Raw genomic sequence first — 18987 nt, 5'->3', positions numbered from 1 at the left:
ATACGCTATCAAACGCTTGAAAACATAAAAACGCCCACAAAAGCCAAAAATGGGCGTTTTTATGGGCGTTTAATTCTTAACTTGCTGATATTCAGCATTGGAAGCGGAGAAACAGGCTCCAGAAGCTACCAAAACAGCAAGGGAAAGACCATACAGATTACGATTGTCGAGAGAGACGTCAATTTCCTGGGGTATAACTACGGAGTCATATCGTTCTACGATTTCGAGATAGACGGCAACCATTATGTACTCAATGGACTGGGGCACCAATGGAATACGGTCCATGGAAATATCGCAAGAATGAATCTGCTCCTGGCCACCTATGGAAACAGCAGCCAGACTTGGGTGATGGAAGGATATGCCAGCCAGGAAAAGCCCAATGAAAACTGGATTAAATATGCGGCCAACAATGCAACCAAAACAAGAGTGATAAGGTGCATTAAGTCTCCGGTAGAATATATCTATGACTGATATTGATAAATAACCATAATGAAACCAATGTTGAACTTTAACCAAAGAACAATGATGAGAAGAAATCTTTTTTATGTGACACTCGCCTCCATCGGTGTATTGACCTCGTGTACCAACGACGATACAACGGCCCCCTCTTTACCTGACAATGGGACTAGAATCGTGAAAACCTCAATAACGAAATATGAAGGTATCGGGCAGAACATAGAAGCCGAAAATAACATAACCGATATACAGGCTTGCATATTTGAGGACGAAAAGATGACTAAAATCTATAACAATCTTATCCCCTCAAAGAGCAGTTTCGACATACAAATCGACAAGCATGCCGGTACATTATATGTATTGGCCAATACCCAGGAGCAAATCAATCTGGAAGAGCTGAAGAGCCAGGAGATTACCGAGGAAGAGTGGTTGAAAAAATGTATGACGATGAAAGATAATGCCCCGGTACAGTTCTATACGGGAAGTTTAAGTCTCGATGACATGGGCAGCTCTCAAACCGTGCTCCCGGTAAATCTGAAAAGAGGCTATGCCCGTTTCGACCTCAATCTGAGGACCGCCGGTGTAGCCTCGGTAAACAGCATTACCCTGAAGAATGCAGCACAGTCGGGAACTCTTTTCCCCTCTGCTACCCAAATCGCCACGAAAGAGGTTCAGGTCAAGGACATGACCGTATCGTTCGACTCTCCCCTCACGACCGACACCCCGGCTGTATTGTATGCCTATGAACAAGCCCAAGGGAATCTCGAAATAAGCGTAGATGTAACGATCGACGGGAAGCCTCATACCCTCACCAAAGCGATTAGCGGTGATATCAAACGCAACACGATATACACGATTACCGTGCGCAAAGATGTCATCGACGTAACAATCGAAGTCTCTCTCGACGAGTGGGAGGAAGGAAACGATACGACGAGCTTGTACCCCAAGCTCGTCGTATCTCTTTAACTTGAGAGAAGTAAATCAAAGATGGGATACATCCCCAATTTATCTTGCCCCATAAAAAAAGGAATAGAAGTTATGAAAAAAAGATTTTCAATTTTGTTTTTTATACCCGCTTTTCTAATCGGTTCATCATGCAACGACCAGCTTGATGAAGAGAACCATTTCGAGAGTGCCGACAGGATAATTTGTGCAGAAGTATCCCATCTTTTTTCCAACAGTTCTACCGAGGAGAATCGAGAAAACGATATCGACGACATCAAGGCATACCTTTTTGACGAAAATAAATTGGTAAAGGAGTATGCCGGAATCAAACGCAGCGAAAACCGATATGAGTTCCCATTCGATGCCCTGAAGGGAAATCTCTATATCGTAGCCAACGCTTCCCGTTTGCCCGACTTCATAGCCCCCGAATCGGGCCTGTCGGAGGAACAGTGGGCCGAAACCATCGTCCACTCGACCCATGGAAAGGCCGAAATGGTATATACCGGTGTTCTATCCCTGTCGGACCACGCTGCGTCCGATCGCCTGATCCCGGTGTCGTTGAAACGAGTTGCAGCCCGTTTCGATTTGAAAATTGCCGTGGCCGGTACCGCCGAGGTAAAAGAGATTACATTCAAGAATGTACAAAAGAATGTCTATCTTTTCCCGAAATCAGAACTCGCTTCTCCCGAAGGAGCTCCTGTCACCGACATCCCGCTTACCCCGGAACAGCCTTATCAGGCGAGCCAGAATGGCATCCTGTACATTTATGAACAGCACAATAGCGATCTGAAAGTGGAGCTAAAGGCCTCGATCGACGGTAAGGAATACTCGCTCGAAACCAATTTGCCGGAAAGAATAGTTCGCAACACGGTCTATTCCATAACCCTGCGTAAAGATGTGATCGATGCCGACGTACAATTAACCGTAGAAGAGTGGAAAGACGGCGGCAATACCAACCTGAAACCGGGAATCGACGACCGGCTCACCATCGACTCGTCGCTCACCGAGTTGCCCCAGAATGTCACCGTAGCCAACGAGGGGAGCACGCTCATCTTACCCCACCTGGCAACCGACTTTATCGTGGCCATCCAAAGCGACAGCGAACTGGAGGTATTCCCGGTAGCCGACCTCTCGCTGACCGTGGAACCGATCTCCAACGCAGAATGGAAGCATAAAACCTCCTCTTCGTTAGCCGGCATCAATCTCTTCAGAATCCGCAAGAAACTCTATTCGCCCAATATGAAAACCGTAGATATTCCGGTCTATTTTCATCGGAAGGGACTGACCAACTCCTACCCCGAGGACAATATTCTCATAAGAATGACAGGAAACCCTACCACCAGCAAGGGAGCTCTGGAGTTTGGAATAGATACCTATACCCACGACTTCAACCGGTATATCGACAATGAATTCGGCATCTTTACGCTTCCTCCCGAGAAAGAGATGATTGTAGAATTTGCCGAAGGAGAAGATAGCTGGATAAGAATCGACACCGAGAACGGCGGTAACGAATACCGCGTGCTGGGAGGCTGGCGCCCCAACGACCCCACGGCCAACGGGCGGAAACAGTCGGCCACGCTCGTAATCCGCAACAAAAGTGACCACTCCGACCGGGAAGAATATACCGTCATCCGACGCAATTATGGCCTGCCCGTCACCTTTCTGCATGGCGTGTGGTGGTGCAAATACAATGCCATCAAAAATTCGAAGACCTTTGACGACCAGGTACTCTCCTCGGCCGACCCGGCGGCGCAAGCCAACAAAACCCTCTTCCAGTATCTCACCGACTGCACACCGGACGAGTACTACAAACTTTGGGGATGGGCCTATCAGGGCAACAGCGGACAAGGCATGCAAGTGATCGAGCAAGACAGTGTCATCGTTCTCGAGAGATTCACCAGAGACGAAAAGGTACACATCAACAAACTGCCGCCCACGACCCTCTCGCCCGACGGATACGAGCTCCCCTCCATGGAGGAGTTCAACCGCTTGTTCGACGCCACCAACTATATCTGGATGATGTACAACGGAACCCATATCCTGAAAAATCCATGGAACGGACATTCCACCGTAAAGCGTCAGCAACTGCGCAAAAACAACATACAGGTGGGGTCCATGACCATTTCGAATCTCATCTACATTGCCCTGTCGAGTCCCGACTTCCCGGAACATGAACCGCTCGTGTGGTACGGCCCGGCAGCACAATGGAACGACACCGGCATCCTGCACTCCGGCCACTATAACAATATCCTCTTCGGCGTCTATTCCCCCACCGGCGAAGGGTGGTATATGAACGGAGGTATGGGCAACCTCTACATGACCAAAAACGGAGCCAGCAGTCACGACACCCGCATCCTCCGATTCAAGAAGTCAGACGTCGAATATATCTACTGACATTATGCCATAAGCATATATACCCGAAGGGATAAACGAGATAACCAAACTCGCTTATCCCTTCTTCTATTATCATACGGTAGAAAATAATACAGGGAAGGAAAGATACCTATTCCTCAATGCAAGATTTAATGGAGTTCATCGCTTTATGATGCCTATCTTCTATTTCTCCAACTTTAAACAACACCAGCCCCTCAGACTTTATATTTGGGGATATAAAAAAAAGGGGCAAACCTCGCAAACGCTTGATTCACACCCTTTATGGCGGAGAGAGAGGGATTCGAACCTACACATTCAAGAAATATCATAAAATTGCAAATTACTGATAATCATATACTATTTGGAGTGCATAGTAAATCTAAATCTTTCTGAATATCTTTTGCTATTCCAAATATTGGGTGTATATTTGGGTGTAGAATTTCAAACGCACCCAATTATGAATATCAAACGAAACATCATTTTTGCATTGGAAAGCCGGAAAAAGAACGGTGTGCCAATCGTGGAGAATGTCCCCATCCGTATGCGCGTCATATACGCAAGCCAGCGCATTGAGTTTACAACGGGCTACCGCATCGATGTAGCCAAATGGGATTCCGACAAGCAGCGAGTAAAGAACGGGTGTACCAACAAATTAAAGCAAAGTGCATCCGAAATAAATGCGGATCTGCTGAAATACTATGCCGAGATTCAAAATGTGTTCAAGGAGTTTGAGGTACAGGAAACTATGCCAACCACCCAACAGCTAAAGGATGTGTTCAACCTACGGATGAAGAATGCCAACGAAGAACAGCAGGAAGAAGCACGGATAAGTTTTTGGGAGGTGTTCGATGAATTTGTAAAAGAATGCGGCAACCAGAATAACTGGACTGAATCCACATACGAAAAGTTTGCAGCCGTTAAAAATCACCTCAAGGAGTTCAAGGAAGATGTGACCTTTGAGTATTTCGATGAGTTCGGTTTGAACGAGTATGTCAATTTCCTGCGAGACAAAAAGGATATGAGGAACAGTACCATCGGCAAGCAAATGGGATTTCTCAAATGGGTTTTACGGTGGAGTTTCAAAAAGGGATATAACCAGAATATCGCATACGACACATTCAAACCTAAACTGAAAACCACTTCCAAGAAGGTAATCTTTCTTACATGGGATGAGCTGAACAAACTTAAAGATTATCAAATACCGAAAGACAAGCAATATCTGGAGCGTGTCCGGGATGTTTTCCTCTTCTGTTGCTTCACAAGTCTGCGATATTCGGATGTCCGTAACTTAAAGCGAAGTGATGTCAAGTCCGACCACATAGAAGTTACCACCGTTAAAACGGCAGACAGTCTGAGTATTGAACTGAACAAGTACAGTAAAGCCATACTTGAAAAATACAAGGACATTCATTTTGAAAATCACATGGCACTGCCAGTCATCAGCAATCAGAAAATGAATGATTATCTGAAAGAACTGGGAGAACTGGCAGAAATTAACGAACCTATACGTGAAACCTACTATAAAGGGAATGAGCGTATAGATGAAGTCACCCCGAAATACGCATTGCTCAGCACACATGCAGGAAGAAGAACATTCATCTGTAATGCGCTGGCTCTCGGTATTCCAGCACAGGTTGTAATGAAATGGACAGGGCACAGTGATTATAAAGCCATGAAGCCTTACATTGACATAGCAGATGATATTAAAGCTAATGCGATGAACAAGTTTAACCAACTCTAAATATATTACTTATGTACGAAGATTATACAAGACAATCCATGCCATCCAAAGAATATAGGGAGTTATTAGGTAGTGCATTATGTGTTTTTAATTCCAATAATGCATTTATCATAGAGAATATCCTAAGAGAGGATGGCGGAGCTAATTATAATTGGTATGATTTAATAGACAGAACATCAGGAAATCTATCGAAGCCTATTTCAGACACAATAACAAATAAAGCCGGTTCTAAGATTGCGACTTTATTTAACCAACTGGTAACTCAAAGAAATAGAATAATACATAGTTTCCAAATAACAGATAAGGATGATGAACAAAAACTTGCAACTAAGGATAAGAAAAATAATCAATATGTAATAACTAAAGAAATTCTGTTAGAGTTCATTAAAAATAACGAAGAATTAAGTACTGAACTACATAAGTTCAGAGGGCATTAAATTAAATCATATGGCAGGAAAGATACAGACGATGATTCCCCAATACGGAGAACTCAACAGAATATACAGAGATTACATAGACAGTCATTCTTTCTCTTTTGGCAGGCAGAAATTTATATCGGACTTCTATCAGGAGTATAATGACATGAAAGCTTTTGAAGCCGCCATCCTTGAGCTAGTGCTTGACAGGCAAAAAGAGCAGTACACCTTGATACTCAACAGTCTGAAAACTGAAATAGAAAAGAGCATACAGGCTTATGAGATACGCCCGTTAAGTGACAGAGCCATAGAACGTGCTTGCTATCAGCACATGGAAAGGTATTCTCAGGAAATTGAAGCCCAGCTGGATGTTACAAGAAGTCTGAGCAAGCCGCTGAATGAAGCCAACAACAGGTATGATTCCATTGGTTACAGGGAGCATACAGCCGAAGAGGAAAAACAGGCAGAAAAAGAATATGAACGCTGCAAGGCTGAATATGACAGGGAAAAAGCCAAACTGAATAAACTCTATGACCAGCAAAAGGCTGCAAGAACAGAGGCATTCCAATATATGAAGAACTGTTGTGCGGACATATACCGTCAAAGCCGCCTTTTTCTGGATATATTGAAGAAATACATTCCTGACGGAAAGCAAGAGGATGAACCGGACAAACCAATCAGTCAGCAGGAAACAACAGAAGAACGACAGGAATATTTCAGCATGAAATTACTTTCGCTCATTCATGAGGCGTGTGCAGGAGAACAGTTTGAAGAAATTTCAGAACAGGATTTCTATGCCAATATGAATCTTTACCCCTGCAAGTGCAAGCTGAAAATAAAACCGAGAGAAAAAATACGTGTATGCTATCTGATATTTCTGATGAGCGAAAAACTCCCCAAACTGGACAGGGACAAATGGAAAGACGGAATACTGAAACTGCTGGATATTGAGGAGAGTTATTACAAATCAAAATATAAAGAGCCCGTTTCCGATTTCCCCAGTGACAGCAACCGGAATTTTGCAAAAGAAATGGAACACATATTCCGATAATACGTGATATATTTTGATATTTTACGATATTTCCACTTTTACCACTCGAAATAATTTTTGAGTGGTATTTTTATTTTCTGATATTCAATAAGATATAATAATATTCGGTTAATACCGTCCACATCCTTACCACTCATAACCCTACCTAATTTTGCATCGTTCGAGAACAGAAATAACAGCCAGTGCGCAGGGCTGATTGTTTAACGACTAAATAGATTGGACGATGAAAAATATCCAAGAATTATTATCAAAACCCGTCTGGCAGATGACAGGCGAAGAATTCATATTCCTGAGTAAGCATGCTTCTGGTCAGGCCGAAGCATTGCCGCAACCCGTCACGGACACAAAAAAGAAATATGTGTACGGAATACTAGGTATAGCCAAACTGTTCGGGTGCAGTCTGCCCACTGCCAACCGCATAAAGAAAAGCGGTAAGATAGACAAGGCGATTACCCAGATAGGGCGCAAGATTATCGTAGATGCGGAACTGGCTCTTGAACTTGCCGGAAAGAAAACCGGAGGACGGAAATAATGGGAGGTATGCTTATGGACTATATGAGAGAAATAAAGGAAATATCGGCGGAACAGGCGATAATCCTTTGGCAAGCCTCACGTCTGAGCCTGTCAAAAATCTATGAGAAAGCACCTGAGATTCTAAAAGTGCAAGGTTCGGTCATTGGTACACTGGGCAATTTCAGTGCATCCATCGGCAAAGCCAAGAGTAAAAAGACTTTCAATGTATCGGCTATCGTAGCCGCTGCATTGAAAAACGGTACGGTACTGCGGTATGTTGCGGAACTACCGGAAGAAAAAAGAAAGATTCTTTATGTGGACACAGAACAAAGTCATTATCACTGTCTGAAAGTCATGAAACGTATTTTACGGCTTGCCGGTCTTCCTGATGACAGGGACAATGAACATCTGGAGTTTCTTGCTTTGAGGAAATACACGCCCGAACAGCGTATCAGGATTGTCGAACAGGCTATCTATAATACACCGGACATAGGGCTTGTAATCATAGACGGCATCCGCGATATGGTATATGACATCAACAGTCCGGGAGAATCGACACGTATTATATCCAAACTGATGCAGTGGACGGATGACAGGCAGATACACATCCATACGATACTCCACCAGAACAAAGGCGATGAAAACGCAAGAGGGCATATCGGTACGGAGCTGAACAACAAGGCGGAAACCGTTCTGCTGGTGGAAAAGGACAAGAGCAACGGGGATATAAGCAATGTTTCAGCCATGCACATCCGTGCAATGGATTTCGAACCTTTCGCTTTCCGTATCAACGACAATGCATTGCCTGAACTCATAGAGGGGTACAGACCCGAAGCGAAGAAACCCGGAAGACCGGAAGAGGAAAAGTTCGACCCTTACAGGCATATTACCGAACAACAGCACCGCATAGCACTGGAAGCGGCTTTCGGGCTGAAAGAGGAATACGGCTACAAGGATCTGGAAACCGCCTTAATCAAGGCATATATGTCGGTAGGTGTAAAACTGAACCATCAAAAAGCAGTATCACTTATCACCATGCTCCGGAACAAACGGATGATAGTACAGGAGAACGGCAGGAAATACACGTTCAAGCCAGACTTTCACTATTAGACCGTCTAACCTGTAATCACTTCACTTTATTCGGCAGGTCTATATATTAAGGATAAAGCGAAGCGGTTGCAGAGAATGTAAAACCGCTTCACTTTATTACCGTATTCTATATATACGAAAATAAAGTGAAGTGATTATACAGACCGTACTTCATAAAAAGGTACGGGCGAAAAGAGAAATAAATATTCCAACCATTATTCAAACACTCATCTTATTATGGATATACAAACAGCAAAACAAATCAGGATAGCGGATTTTCTGTACAGTTTGGGACATTCTCCCGTCAAGCAGCAAGGTATCAACCTGTGGTATAAATCCCCGTTACGGGAAGAGACAGAGCCCTCGTTCAAAATAAATACCGAACGTAACCAATGGTATGATTTTGCAATTGGTAAAGGTGGAAATATCATTGCACTGGCACAGGAACTCTACTGTTCCGACTATGTGCCTTATCTTCTACAGAAAATCGAGGAACAGACTCCGCACATCCGTCCCGTATCTTTCTCTTTTGGCAAGCAGTCATTTTCCGAGCCGAGTTTTCAGAAGTTGGACATTGTACAGCTGGCTTCTCCTGCCCTGCTTGCCTATCTACAGGAAAGAGGAATAAACACAGCACTGGCGAAAAGAGAATGTAAGGAAGCCCGTTTCACCCACAACGGCAAACGGTATTTCGCCATTGCCTTTCCGAACATATCGGGCGGATATGAAATCCGCAACCGATATTTCAAGGGATGCATCGCACCGAAAGAAATATCACATATCAGACAATCGGAAAAACCGAAGAGTACATGTTTCGTTTTTGAGGGATTCATGGACTACCTTTCCTTTCTGACACTAAGGCTTGAAAACTGTCCGCAATCCCCCGATTTCGACAGACAGGACTACATGGTTCTGAACTCTGTTGCCAATGTTTCCAAGGCACTCTATCCGTTGGGAAGTTATGAGCGCATCCATTGTTTCTTTGACAATGACCGTGCTGGAATGGAAGCCATGCAGCAAATCCGAAAGGAGTATGATGCTACCCGGTATATACGGGATACCTCGCAAATCTACGGTGGATGCAAAGACCTGAACGAATATTTGCAGAAACGAATAGCCGATAGGAAAGAGCAAGCGCAATCTGTCAAAAAGAGGAATGATATGCCATCCAAGAAACCGAAAGGCTTCCGGTTATAGCCCACTATAACTACACGCTTCGCTTTCGTAGTTGTGGGCTCTCCCGAGGGGATTAGGGCTTTGCCCTAATAACCCACTCAGGGCGTTTCTCCCCTGAGAACCCCGAGCAAAGAGTGACCCTCTCTTTGCAATCTCCGCTTATGGGTTACACCCCTAAGAACCCTGTGCGGTTATGAGCGGACAACAGAATATTTTATCAACAATCCGAATCAAAATTTAAGAATATGGCAACAAAATCAAGCATACACATCAAGCCCTGCAGAGTCACATCAAGCGGGGCCCATAACCGAAGAACAGCAGAGTATATGCGCAATATCGGCAAGTCTCAAATCTACATAGTACCCGAACTTACTGCCGGTAACGAGCAGTGGATAAACCCCAGCTTCGGCAGTCCCGACCTGCAAGCGCACTATGACTATATCAAGCGAATGGTTAAGGAAAAGACAGGCCGTGTGATGCAGGAGAAGGAACGTGAGCGCAAGGGAAAGAATGGGAAGATTATAAAAGTAGCTGGATGCTCACCAATCCGTGAGGGAGTATTACTCATCCGACCGGACACCACACTGGCAGATGTGCGCAAGTTTAGCGAGGAATGTCAAAAACGCTGGGGCATCACACCGCTGCAAATCTACCTGCATAAGGACGAGGGACACTGGCTTAGTGGACAGCCCGAAGCCGGGGATAGGGAGAGTTTCCAAGTCGGTGAAAAGTGGTTCAAGCCGAATTATCATGCCCATATCATTTTCGACTGGATGAACCACGATACAGGCAAGAGCCGAAAGCTCAATGACGAGGATATGACGGAAATGCAGAGTTTGGCATCCGACATTCTCCTGATGGAGCGTGGGCAGTCAAAGGCTGTTACTGGCAAGGAGCATCTGGAGCGTAACGATTTCATCATTGAGAAGCAGAAAGCCGAACTGCAACGCATGGGTGCTGCAAAACGGCACAAAGAAGAACAGATAGGTCTTGCTGAACAGGAACTGAAACAGGTGAAATCAGAAATACGCACCGACAAGCTAAAGAAAACAGCCACCAATGCAGCCACTGCCATAGCAAGCGGTGTCGGTTCTCTTTTCGGCAGCGGAAAGATAAAATCCTTAGAAATCAGAAATAAAGATTTGAAAGATGAAATCACACTCAGAGATGAAACCATAGAACAATTGCAATCCAACATCAAGCAAATGCAAATGGAACATAGCAGGGCTATGATGAACAAGGATAATGAGTATCGCAAAGCTATCGAGATTATCGAATCCGAGCACAAAGAGGAGAAAACCAATCTTAATTCGATGATTTCAAAAGCTTATCATTGGTTTCCGCATTTTGCTGACCTCCTAAGATTGGAACGCCTTGCTACGCAAATAGGTATTTCTGCCATGGAGTTTGCTGATATGGTTAAGGGTAAGGTCCTAAATTTCACAGGAAGGTTATTTTCGCAGGAACATAACCGATGGTTTTCAACAGATAACACACCTATACAGATTATGCGTGACACTAACAGGCGACTGACCATTGCCGTTAATCGAATACCATTCGGACAATGGTTCAGTGAGCAATATGAAAAACTACGGCAATCTATTCGACAGCCTATCCAACCGAAAAAGAGTAGCGGAATCAAACTGTAACAACAATGGCGACCACTTAAATGCGGTCGCCATCATCAATATACTTTAATTGATTCGATATTTTCGTTCTCTTTTCTCAAAGGCATTTTTACCACCCTCTAATATTTGACAGACCTCATTATTAATATCAGGGTCTTCTAAAGCCCCTGACATGTATTTTAATTGTCCATCTTCATTTTGCGCAATAATTACTTGCTCTGAATCTGAATTCACAACTAAGTTCGCGTTATGAGAAACAATAATAATTTGCCTATACTTTTTTATAGTTTTAAAAATTGATATGAGTTCCTTTGTAATGAAACTATTATCAAGATCATCCTCTGGTTGGTCATAAATAATAGTTTCACTAAACATATTGGCAGCAATTTGTAGCCTTAAGTATATCGTACCTTGTTGACCAAATGACAGTTTTGTTATAGATTTTCCTGCAAGAGTTACGTTTACATCGTGAGATATGAATTGTGTGTACTTCTTAAAAAAGAGTTCTAATAATCTTCCCCTCAAATCATTTTTAATTTCAGTATTAAAAATATTATGGTCAGTCGTTTGTAAAATGAAATCATAAAAATTATCTAATGTCTCTATTTTAAGAATTTTTCTAATCTTTTCTTCGTTATAGCTTCTACCATCAAGCTTTTCTAACAAAAGATTATACATTTTAGTTGAATCAAAATGTATATCCACTGATACATTTAAATCTTCTTGAAGAATCAAATCTAGCAATTCTTTCTTTTTGGGATCAATGGCTATATCATGCCCCTTAAATTCATTCCACTTCTGCTCAATGAGATCAGAGTATGACTCTATACTACCTTTTATCTCAATGCCTAATTTTTTAAATGTCTCACTTGTAATTGCTCTATATTTAGTTTCTTCAATACCCAATGTTTCTATTTGCTGAGAAAGCTCTGAAACCTTGTTTTGATACACAGAAACATTTGATAGCAATGTAGCTAAATCCCCTTTATAATCTTTAAATTCATTTTTTGTATCAATGATTTCTTTCTGAACCTTTTCTCTAGCAGTTATGACGCGAGGGATAAGATTATCTTTAATATATTTTACAGTATTGGATGAATCAATTAAAGGTATATCAACTTTTTGTGGTTTAAATAATTCGTTCCACGCAGATATGTTTTCATTTGTTTCAACAGTAAATTTATCAATATTAGATACCAATTGTTGAAGCGCAGCTATCCAAGAGTTAAATTGATTCAACTTACCAACCCTATTCTTATAACTTTCTAATTTTTTCTTATTTTGTTCAGAGGTTATGTTGGCGATAAAGTCATTATATTTTTTTATTTCTTTATTAATGTTATCGCGTTTCTCTTGCGGTGTCGTATTGTTTGCATTGATTATCTTAGTAATTCTAAAATATTCATTTATAGCAACTTCTGCTCTAGATAGGAAATCTTGTGAAATATTATACTCATCAGTAACTCCAATTGTTTCTCGTATATTTCTTGAGAATTTATCTTTATTCTGCACTAAATCCTTGATTTGGCTTTGTGCAATATACATAAATGGGACATTCGGATTATCCGAAACCTTAAAATCTTTTGCTTCTTCTAATATTGAAGCCTGACGACTAATTATAACATCTGAATTGAGATTAAAGTTCTCGGATTGTGTTTGCTTATGAAAAGCTGCTGCAATGTAGTTTATTAAAACGCTTTTACCTGTTCCTCTACCACCAATAATAGAAACCAAGTTACTATTCAATGGAAGTTCTTGAGGGGCAAAAGAGATATCTGTTTCATTTTCAAACACATTTGTTCTTGCTGGTATATATATTCTTGTAAATGGGCATTTTTCTATGTCAAAGGCTGGATTATCTTTCTGAATACAAACACGCCCTTCAGGTTCATAGACAATCTGCTTTAACCCCTCAAATGTAGGATCTGCTTTAATCCATGTAATCCTGTTGTTTGGGAATACATTGACTTTATCAAGAATATGAGCATCACTACCTGTTACACAAGGTTTAATACTGCCATAAGTAGCCACTATTGTATTAGTATCTAACGCGCCTTGTCCCAAGAAGAAACGAACATCATTCGGATTTCCAGAAAATATCATATCTGACATTCGATAGATTTCCATTCTCGTAGCTTCCATTGAGGAGTGTTGAATTCCACTATTGCCGCCCTTATTGCTATTTGAAACAGCAACTATAATTTGATTTTTCAAAACTTGCTTTTCTATAATCTGCTTTAAGTCTTGAAAATTAACATTAAATTGTCTAATTCCCTCCTTCCTTGCATATTCATCATCAATAGAGTCGTCATTGCGGAATGCCTTTCCTAATGCTATCAAATCGGATTTTAAACATGAATATTCAGAACCTCCATAACTAAATTTTAAACAACGCAAGAATTCTCGCTCTATCACCTCTGTTGGCAATTCTGGATTGAAGATAACATGAATATTGATAGGAGTTTCTTGTTGTGTTACAGGTGTTATTCTTAGTTCAATATTAGGAAGCAGGGTCTTTCCTATTAAACGGCCTGCAACTTGTTTTTGTTTTAGGTATAGATAGTTGTCTATTGAGAAATAATCAGTTATTCCTAAAACAGCGACATTAGTATTTTCCTCTAATTTAGTGATGTATGCATCCCAAGCGGCTTCATCATTACCGTATTGGTCATTCTTTGATGTTCCTGGTGTATGGATATGCAAATCCCATATACGCCATTCCGAACCTTTAGGATATTTTGCCATTATAGTCTTGTTTTAAAGGTTTGCACAATACAGAGCTGTTGCAGAATCCAAATAGCTGATGAAATCGACTATTTTATACGGTCTGATAACAACTTGTTTTCTATCTTTGGCCCAATCGATTTGGTCTTTAGTATCTGCAAATATACTTGGGGCGACAAATACACATTGCGAATCCTCATACTCATATTTGTTTTTAAATTCTTCCAAATGTCGTGAAATAGGCCATACCTCCATCATTGTTTGTTGGCGACCTTCTGCCATTGTAACTTCAACTAATATGCTATTAGTTGTTTCAAAACATTCTATATCACCATTATTACCTCCTGCAGTTGATGTCGGCAAACCCTCATCATCACATGGATAATTAGGAATGACTTCAACACCAGGCAGTTTAGATTTAATCGCAAGGGCTGTCAGGAACTCTAATCTCGCAGGTGCTGATATAAATTTCAAAACATTATGACTTGAAGAAGTTTTATTTGCCAAATGAGACAGTTCAGTTTTGATAGAATCCCATGGGTAGTCTGGAATTAACTGAATTAGTTTTTCTGCGGCAGCAGTCTTAGATATTTCAACAGATCTTAATGCAAATAGAGCATTGTCAATTGTTGCCATATAATCAAAGTATTCTCTTTCAGTGGCATACTTTGTATAATCCGCATAATGACTAAGTATATAATCGATCTTCTCATCTTCATTGTGATTGATATCTATGAATCTACCACCACCTCTAAACGATATGAGACCAGTCATTCTCATTTTGCGAACAAACTCATCCGGATACTCAGCTACAATAGATTTAAGTTTGAACCTCTTAAAGCCACCAAGAATTTCATTTACACATATATCTTCAATTACTTCATTAGAAGGATTGTATCTATGTTCGTTTCGCAAGAGTTTAATTCGTTGATATAGAGCCTCTGCATCATTGTCTTTCCAGAATATCACCAATGGTATTTCTTTATATGATATTCCAGCTCCATTATACTCATCATCTGCATTTAACTTCTTGATGACCTCCAACAATAATATTAATGGTATGTTGTCATTGAGTTCTCTGACAAACGGATTACATCTTTGCTGCTTAGCAAAAGCTTGCATGAAAGCGACCTGTTCATTACGAGGATTTACAACTTCTCTTGATATCACACCCTCATTTATACTTATTGAAACTGTATCTGCAAGATAATTTCCTGTTTGAGAGAATTCGATACGTTTACCCCATTCATAGTAAACGAATCCTAATACCTTCATCAACTTAAATTGAGTGTCAAATCGGCTTGGCCAGCCTTTGGGAAAACCTGCTTCTTTGTGTCCTTTAAGAACTGGATTTGCATTAGGGTTATTTCTTCTGTATATTGTCGCAGTTTCTACATCTGTCAGTGGTTCATCCGCAAATTCTCCTCTTTGTGTCGATGCCCATTTTTGTTTAACAGAATTCGGTAAAATCATTGGCCTATACAACCCAACCTTGAACAACTCTCTCTCAAATAACTCAACCGTATGATCGTTAAGAATTTCTCCATCGAAACGCTTAAGTATGTTCATAAAGTCTTTATAACGCTCCGGGTTACGAATCGTCGTTGTATAAAGCAACGGTTTATATTCAAGTTCTCTTGGCATATTAGTAGTTTGTTATTAGTACTTCATTAAATTGTTTAATTGAATTATCGTGGTAACTTATATAGTTACTTTTTATCGAATGGGTATAATATTTTTGAGACCATTCAATAAATATATCGTTTTTCCTATCCTTGTAATGAGTGACATTTGATATCGCAAATCTAATGTTTAGTTCATTTAACTGATCGAGTATTTGCAATAGCTCCTTTTCATCCTTTTCATTCCACAACTTGTTATATTCGCTAAATGTAATAAGGTACGGTGGATCCAAATAAACGAAATCATTTTCAGATAATTGGATTTTTTTGAGGAATACTTTATAATCAAGATTATACCATTTCGGCTTCTTATTCTTAACTTCCTGAAAATAGTTCTCTAAAGCAGATACTACATTTGAGTTAAAATCTACATTTCCCACAGGTAAATTGAAGTCTCCTCTTTTATTAAATCTCAGCATTCTGTTGAATCCGTATATCAGCAACAAGTACAATATAGACATATTGTCTTTTGATGATTCATTGAAATCCGACCTCATTTGTTCATAAGCTTTCTTATTATATTTAGCAAAATAAGTTTTTTTATATAGGCTTTTCAAATCCATTGGGATACTATCTTCTTTGCATGAATATGACAATCCATATTCTTTTATGATTCTCTCCAAATCAGCGAAAAATGCATTTTTTTTATTCGCTGATTTACTCAGGTATTTGTGAAGTCCTATAATGTAACCATCAATATCATTTAGACAAAACTCTTCTGCAACAGAATTCATAAAAACAGATCCCCCACCAACAAATGGTTCTACAAACTTCCCAATATTATCTGGAAAGTATGTGCCAATTTCTTCCATAAGTTTATACTTGTCACCAACATAAAATAGCGGAGACCTTAATATCTGTTTTTTCATCGCTTTACTTCTGTAATAAATAACAACTCCTTATGGTCTGCAAATTCCGTTTTTCCAGTATTGAAGCAGCGATGTGCGCAATCATATATAACGGTATTACCTCTTTCCTCAAGTATGGATTTAATCTGCTCTAAGGTTATTTTATTCTTTGAGGAACCACTCTTAGAATCATATGTATTGTTATATGAAACAGCAATGTGTCTCACATTAAGATTTTGTATTAAATCCCTAAATGCAACTGGAGCACTTGATGTACAATAAGCACTCATATTTTTAGCCTTAGGCTTCATTGCAACACCAAATAATTCAGGCTTATTCCACTCAACGAGATTTTCATAGATGTGATAAAATCTACTGTACTGACGAGAATTATAAGGCGGATCAATGTAAGCAACATCGGCAGTTATGCTTCTTGCCAATATATTTGAGTCTTCCTTATATATCTCTATATTTTTAGGATTTAACAATTTGATAAGTTGTATCGACAAAGGGTGATATGCTATTTCCTTTTTGATATATGCATCAAAATGACCAACTGTGTTTGCAATTTTATCTATGCTGTATATTAATGATGCCAATAGAATTGCATATTCTTTTGGTGTAAGGTCATTTCTTCTTCTCTCAATATCCTCTCTAATATAGCCTATTAATTTGGAGTTTCTATAATCAAAAAACTTATCACCGAAGTTGTCTGAGAAATAGTTATCTTTTACAGAATCAGGGTTAATAGAGTTATAATATTCTATTATAGAATACAATTTACCCATATCGTATATACCTTCTGCGAAGAATGCTTTATATATGATGTTATTGGATGACAGAAAATCGTTCATTATAATCTTGTCCGCATATGGTATTGCAGCTTTTGAAACAGACGCTGTTCCTGCAAACACATCAAAAAATGAAGAAAATCCCCCTGTGTGCTCGTTGATTATATTCATAATCCAGCGAGTAAGTTTTGCCTTATTACCTATATATCTACGGCTTTCAAGGTCGAACATTTTATATCCGACCTCTGACAATTCAGGAAACAGGGAAGGAATCTTTCCCAATCTGACTTTTTCTGAGACAGATTGTATTACCTCCAATTTATATTCCTTGTTTCCATCCAAGGTAAATAATACCTTTTCTGCCCCCAATAATACTAACGATTTGTGTTCGTCACATCCATATAACCTTACTAAAAGTTGCATTTGCTCCTTTGTTGGTAGTCTTCTACCATTTTCTATTCTACTCAAAAGAGTAACATCTATATTTGTTCTTTTGTAGACTTCTTGTAAGGGTAAATTTAGTCCTTCACGAGCATCTCTTAAATATTGACCTAATGACTCCATCTACTTATTAACTTGACAATTTTTGTCAAAGATAAAATAAATGTTTCAAATAGAAGAATATTTGGCTTTAAAAATTATGGAAGGGGGCATATTGGATAATTATAGATAAAATCGCCAATCATCGACTGATGATAATGAAATTTAGTTTATACTATTGGCTATATATCCCAAACGAACTAAACTAATTTTGCAGTGGCAGCATATGTCTTAAAAATCAAAAAATACACTCAATCCTAATTTCTGGGTGTAAAAAAGGGTGTAAATCTTGCAAATGCTTGATTTACACCCTTTATTGCGGAGAGAGAGGGATTCGAACCCCCGGAACCTCTCAGTTCAACGGTTTTCAAGACCGCCGCAATCGACCACTCTGCCATCTCTCCATAGTCGATGCCTCATTTGAGCGGTGCAAAGATACAACTTATATTCGAGAAATAAAAGCAATTTTATACTTTTTCTATTCCCTATTTCACCCATTTAAGATACAAACCCAGTTCCACAAAGGCTACAACAACCCACCTCTGTCGCACCACATTGCGATGCTTAACGTCACCCCGCACGTGATGCGGGGTCCAGTTCATGACATAAGAGGAATAGCAATTGGACCACTCTCCCGGGTATTCCTGGATCCCGCGTCAAGGTGCGGGATGACCTATCATGTCACCTCGCACTCGATGCGCTCCATGTCACCCTGCACTGTGATGCGGGGTCCAGCCTCGGGAGACAACGGTATGCATGAAGCCCATCCGGCCTATGGGAGAAAGCAGGAAAAGGAACAAACTAAAGATAGAGGAGCAAAGGGAAACCCCGCCTTTATCGGGCAGGGAGAGGGCAAGATGGAGGAGGGAACGGGGCGAGGATTGTCTGAGCTTATAGCGAGTTCCGCAGCCCCCGACGATGGCGCCGCCCCACGACCGACTCGGCCCGATAACAGCGGCGGCGCTTCTTGGTTCGTTCTTCTCGCTGTTGAGAAGAATGAACAACTATGTTCGT

At 40.5% G+C, this 18987-nt stretch carries 15 protein-coding genes and 1 tRNA gene; 11 read left to right on the top strand and 5 right to left on the bottom strand.

Annotated elements, in window-relative coordinates; all coding sequences use genetic code 11:
• From B5G10_RS12175 to B5G10_RS12130, 10 genes are all read left to right on the top strand, one after another.
• Positions 1-471 (top strand): hypothetical protein (locus tag B5G10_RS12175; protein ID WP_206396576.1); only part of this gene is annotated, 471 nt, incomplete at its 5' end.
• Positions 472-522: 51 nt separating this feature from the next.
• Positions 523-1422 (top strand): fimbrillin family protein, encoded by a 900-nt coding sequence (locus B5G10_RS12170; protein ID WP_143241149.1) that lies wholly within the window; start codon positions 523-525, stop codon positions 1420-1422.
• A 72-nt stretch (positions 1423-1494) separates the two neighbouring features.
• Positions 1495-3795, top strand: coding sequence for a hypothetical protein (locus B5G10_RS12165; RefSeq protein ID WP_158098826.1), 2301 nt, complete (start codon positions 1495-1497; stop codon positions 3793-3795).
• A 436-nt stretch (positions 3796-4231) separates the two neighbouring features.
• Positions 4232-5515 carry a site-specific integrase gene (locus tag B5G10_RS12160; protein ID WP_087425002.1) on the top strand — a complete coding sequence of 428 codons (1284 nt, stop codon included), beginning with the start codon at positions 4232-4234 and terminating at the stop codon, positions 5513-5515.
• A gap of 11 nt (positions 5516-5526) precedes the next feature.
• Positions 5527-5952, top strand: a complete 426-nt coding sequence (locus B5G10_RS12155; protein ID WP_087424997.1) for a selenium binding protein — start codon at positions 5527-5529, stop codon at positions 5950-5952.
• 10 nt (positions 5953-5962) lie between these two features.
• Positions 5963-6982, top strand: coding sequence for a hypothetical protein (locus B5G10_RS12150; protein WP_087424996.1), 1020 nt, complete (start codon positions 5963-5965; stop codon positions 6980-6982).
• 223 nt (positions 6983-7205) lie between these two features.
• Complete coding sequence (locus B5G10_RS12145; protein WP_087424995.1) at positions 7206-7514, top strand: DUF3853 family protein; 309 nt, start codon at positions 7206-7208, stop codon at positions 7512-7514.
• Positions 7515-7528: 14 nt separating this feature from the next.
• The gene (locus B5G10_RS12140; RefSeq protein WP_087425001.1) at positions 7529-8605 is read left to right on the top strand and encodes an AAA family ATPase; all 1077 of its coding nucleotides are present in this window, start codon (positions 7529-7531) and stop codon (positions 8603-8605) included.
• 216 nt (positions 8606-8821) lie between these two features.
• Entirely contained in the window at positions 8822-9781 is a 960-nt protein-coding gene (locus tag B5G10_RS12135; RefSeq protein WP_087424994.1) for a toprim domain-containing protein, read from the top strand.
• A gap of 224 nt (positions 9782-10005) precedes the next feature.
• Entirely contained in the window at positions 10006-11409 is a 1404-nt protein-coding gene (locus B5G10_RS12130) for a mobilization protein (RefSeq protein ID WP_087424993.1), read from the top strand.
• A 45-nt stretch (positions 11410-11454) separates the two neighbouring features.
• Here the strand turns inward: B5G10_RS12130 and B5G10_RS12125 are convergent, their stop codons facing one another.
• From B5G10_RS12125 to B5G10_RS12105, 5 genes are all read right to left on the bottom strand, one after another.
• The gene (locus tag B5G10_RS12125) at positions 11455-14133 is read right to left on the bottom strand and encodes a TrlF family AAA-like ATPase (RefSeq protein WP_087424992.1); all 2679 of its coding nucleotides are present in this window, start codon (positions 14131-14133) and stop codon (positions 11455-11457) included.
• Between the two features lie 12 nt (positions 14134-14145).
• Positions 14146-15756 (bottom strand): AlwI family type II restriction endonuclease, encoded by a 1611-nt coding sequence (locus B5G10_RS12120; protein ID WP_087424991.1) that lies wholly within the window; start codon positions 15754-15756, stop codon positions 14146-14148.
• Between the two features lies 1 nt (position 15757).
• Positions 15758-16663: a Dam family site-specific DNA-(adenine-N6)-methyltransferase gene (locus B5G10_RS12115; protein WP_087424990.1), complete on the bottom strand. Its 906-nt coding sequence runs from the start codon at positions 16661-16663 to the stop codon at positions 15758-15760.
• Positions 16660-17997, bottom strand: coding sequence for a DNA adenine methylase (locus tag B5G10_RS12110; RefSeq protein WP_087424989.1), 1338 nt, complete (start codon positions 17995-17997; stop codon positions 16660-16662). The genes B5G10_RS12115 and B5G10_RS12110 overlap by 4 nt, the downstream gene beginning before the upstream one ends.
• 295 nt (positions 17998-18292) lie before the next feature.
• Positions 18293-18377 (bottom strand) — tRNA-Ser (locus B5G10_RS12105).
• 348 nt (positions 18378-18725) lie between these two features.
• On the opposite strand from B5G10_RS12105, the gene B5G10_RS12790 reads away from it, so the two are divergent.
• Positions 18726-18987: hypothetical protein (locus B5G10_RS12790; protein WP_206396575.1), on the top strand; the 262-nt coding region annotated here is incomplete at its 3' end.

The organism is Barnesiella sp. An55, from assembly GCF_002161555.1.
GTDB lineage: Bacteria > Bacteroidota > Bacteroidia > Bacteroidales > Barnesiellaceae > Barnesiella > Barnesiella merdipullorum.
The sequence above is the reverse complement of the archived record's forward strand: the minus strand, read 5'-3'. Positions and strand labels throughout refer to the sequence as shown.

Bases quoted from the DNA above. Each gene is read 5' to 3' on its own strand.
- B5G10_RS12120 (WP_087424991.1), bottom strand. From the start codon at position 15,756: ATGCCAAGAGAACTTGAATATAAACCGTTGCTTTATACAACGACGATT.
- B5G10_RS12165 (WP_158098826.1), top strand. From the start codon at position 1,495: ATGAAAAAAAGATTTTCAATTTTGTTTTTTATACCCGCTTTTCTAATC.
- B5G10_RS12110 (WP_087424989.1), bottom strand. From the start codon at position 17,997: ATGGAGTCATTAGGTCAATATTTAAGAGATGCTCGTGAAGGACTAAAT.
- B5G10_RS12135 (WP_087424994.1), top strand. From the start codon at position 8,822: ATGGATATACAAACAGCAAAACAAATCAGGATAGCGGATTTTCTGTAC.
- B5G10_RS12125 (WP_087424992.1), bottom strand. From the start codon at position 14,133: ATGGCAAAATATCCTAAAGGTTCGGAATGGCGTATATGGGATTTGCAT.
- B5G10_RS12115 (WP_087424990.1), bottom strand. From the start codon at position 16,663: ATGAAAAAACAGATATTAAGGTCTCCGCTATTTTATGTTGGTGACAAG.
- B5G10_RS12130 (WP_087424993.1), top strand. From the start codon at position 10,006: ATGGCAACAAAATCAAGCATACACATCAAGCCCTGCAGAGTCACATCA.
- B5G10_RS12140 (WP_087425001.1), top strand. From the start codon at position 7,529: ATGGACTATATGAGAGAAATAAAGGAAATATCGGCGGAACAGGCGATA.
- B5G10_RS12160 (WP_087425002.1), top strand. From the start codon at position 4,232: ATGAATATCAAACGAAACATCATTTTTGCATTGGAAAGCCGGAAAAAG.
- B5G10_RS12170 (WP_143241149.1), top strand. From the start codon at position 523: ATGATGAGAAGAAATCTTTTTTATGTGACACTCGCCTCCATCGGTGTA.
- B5G10_RS12150 (WP_087424996.1), top strand. From the start codon at position 5,963: ATGGCAGGAAAGATACAGACGATGATTCCCCAATACGGAGAACTCAAC.
- B5G10_RS12155 (WP_087424997.1), top strand. From the start codon at position 5,527: ATGTACGAAGATTATACAAGACAATCCATGCCATCCAAAGAATATAGG.
- B5G10_RS12145 (WP_087424995.1), top strand. From the start codon at position 7,206: ATGAAAAATATCCAAGAATTATTATCAAAACCCGTCTGGCAGATGACA.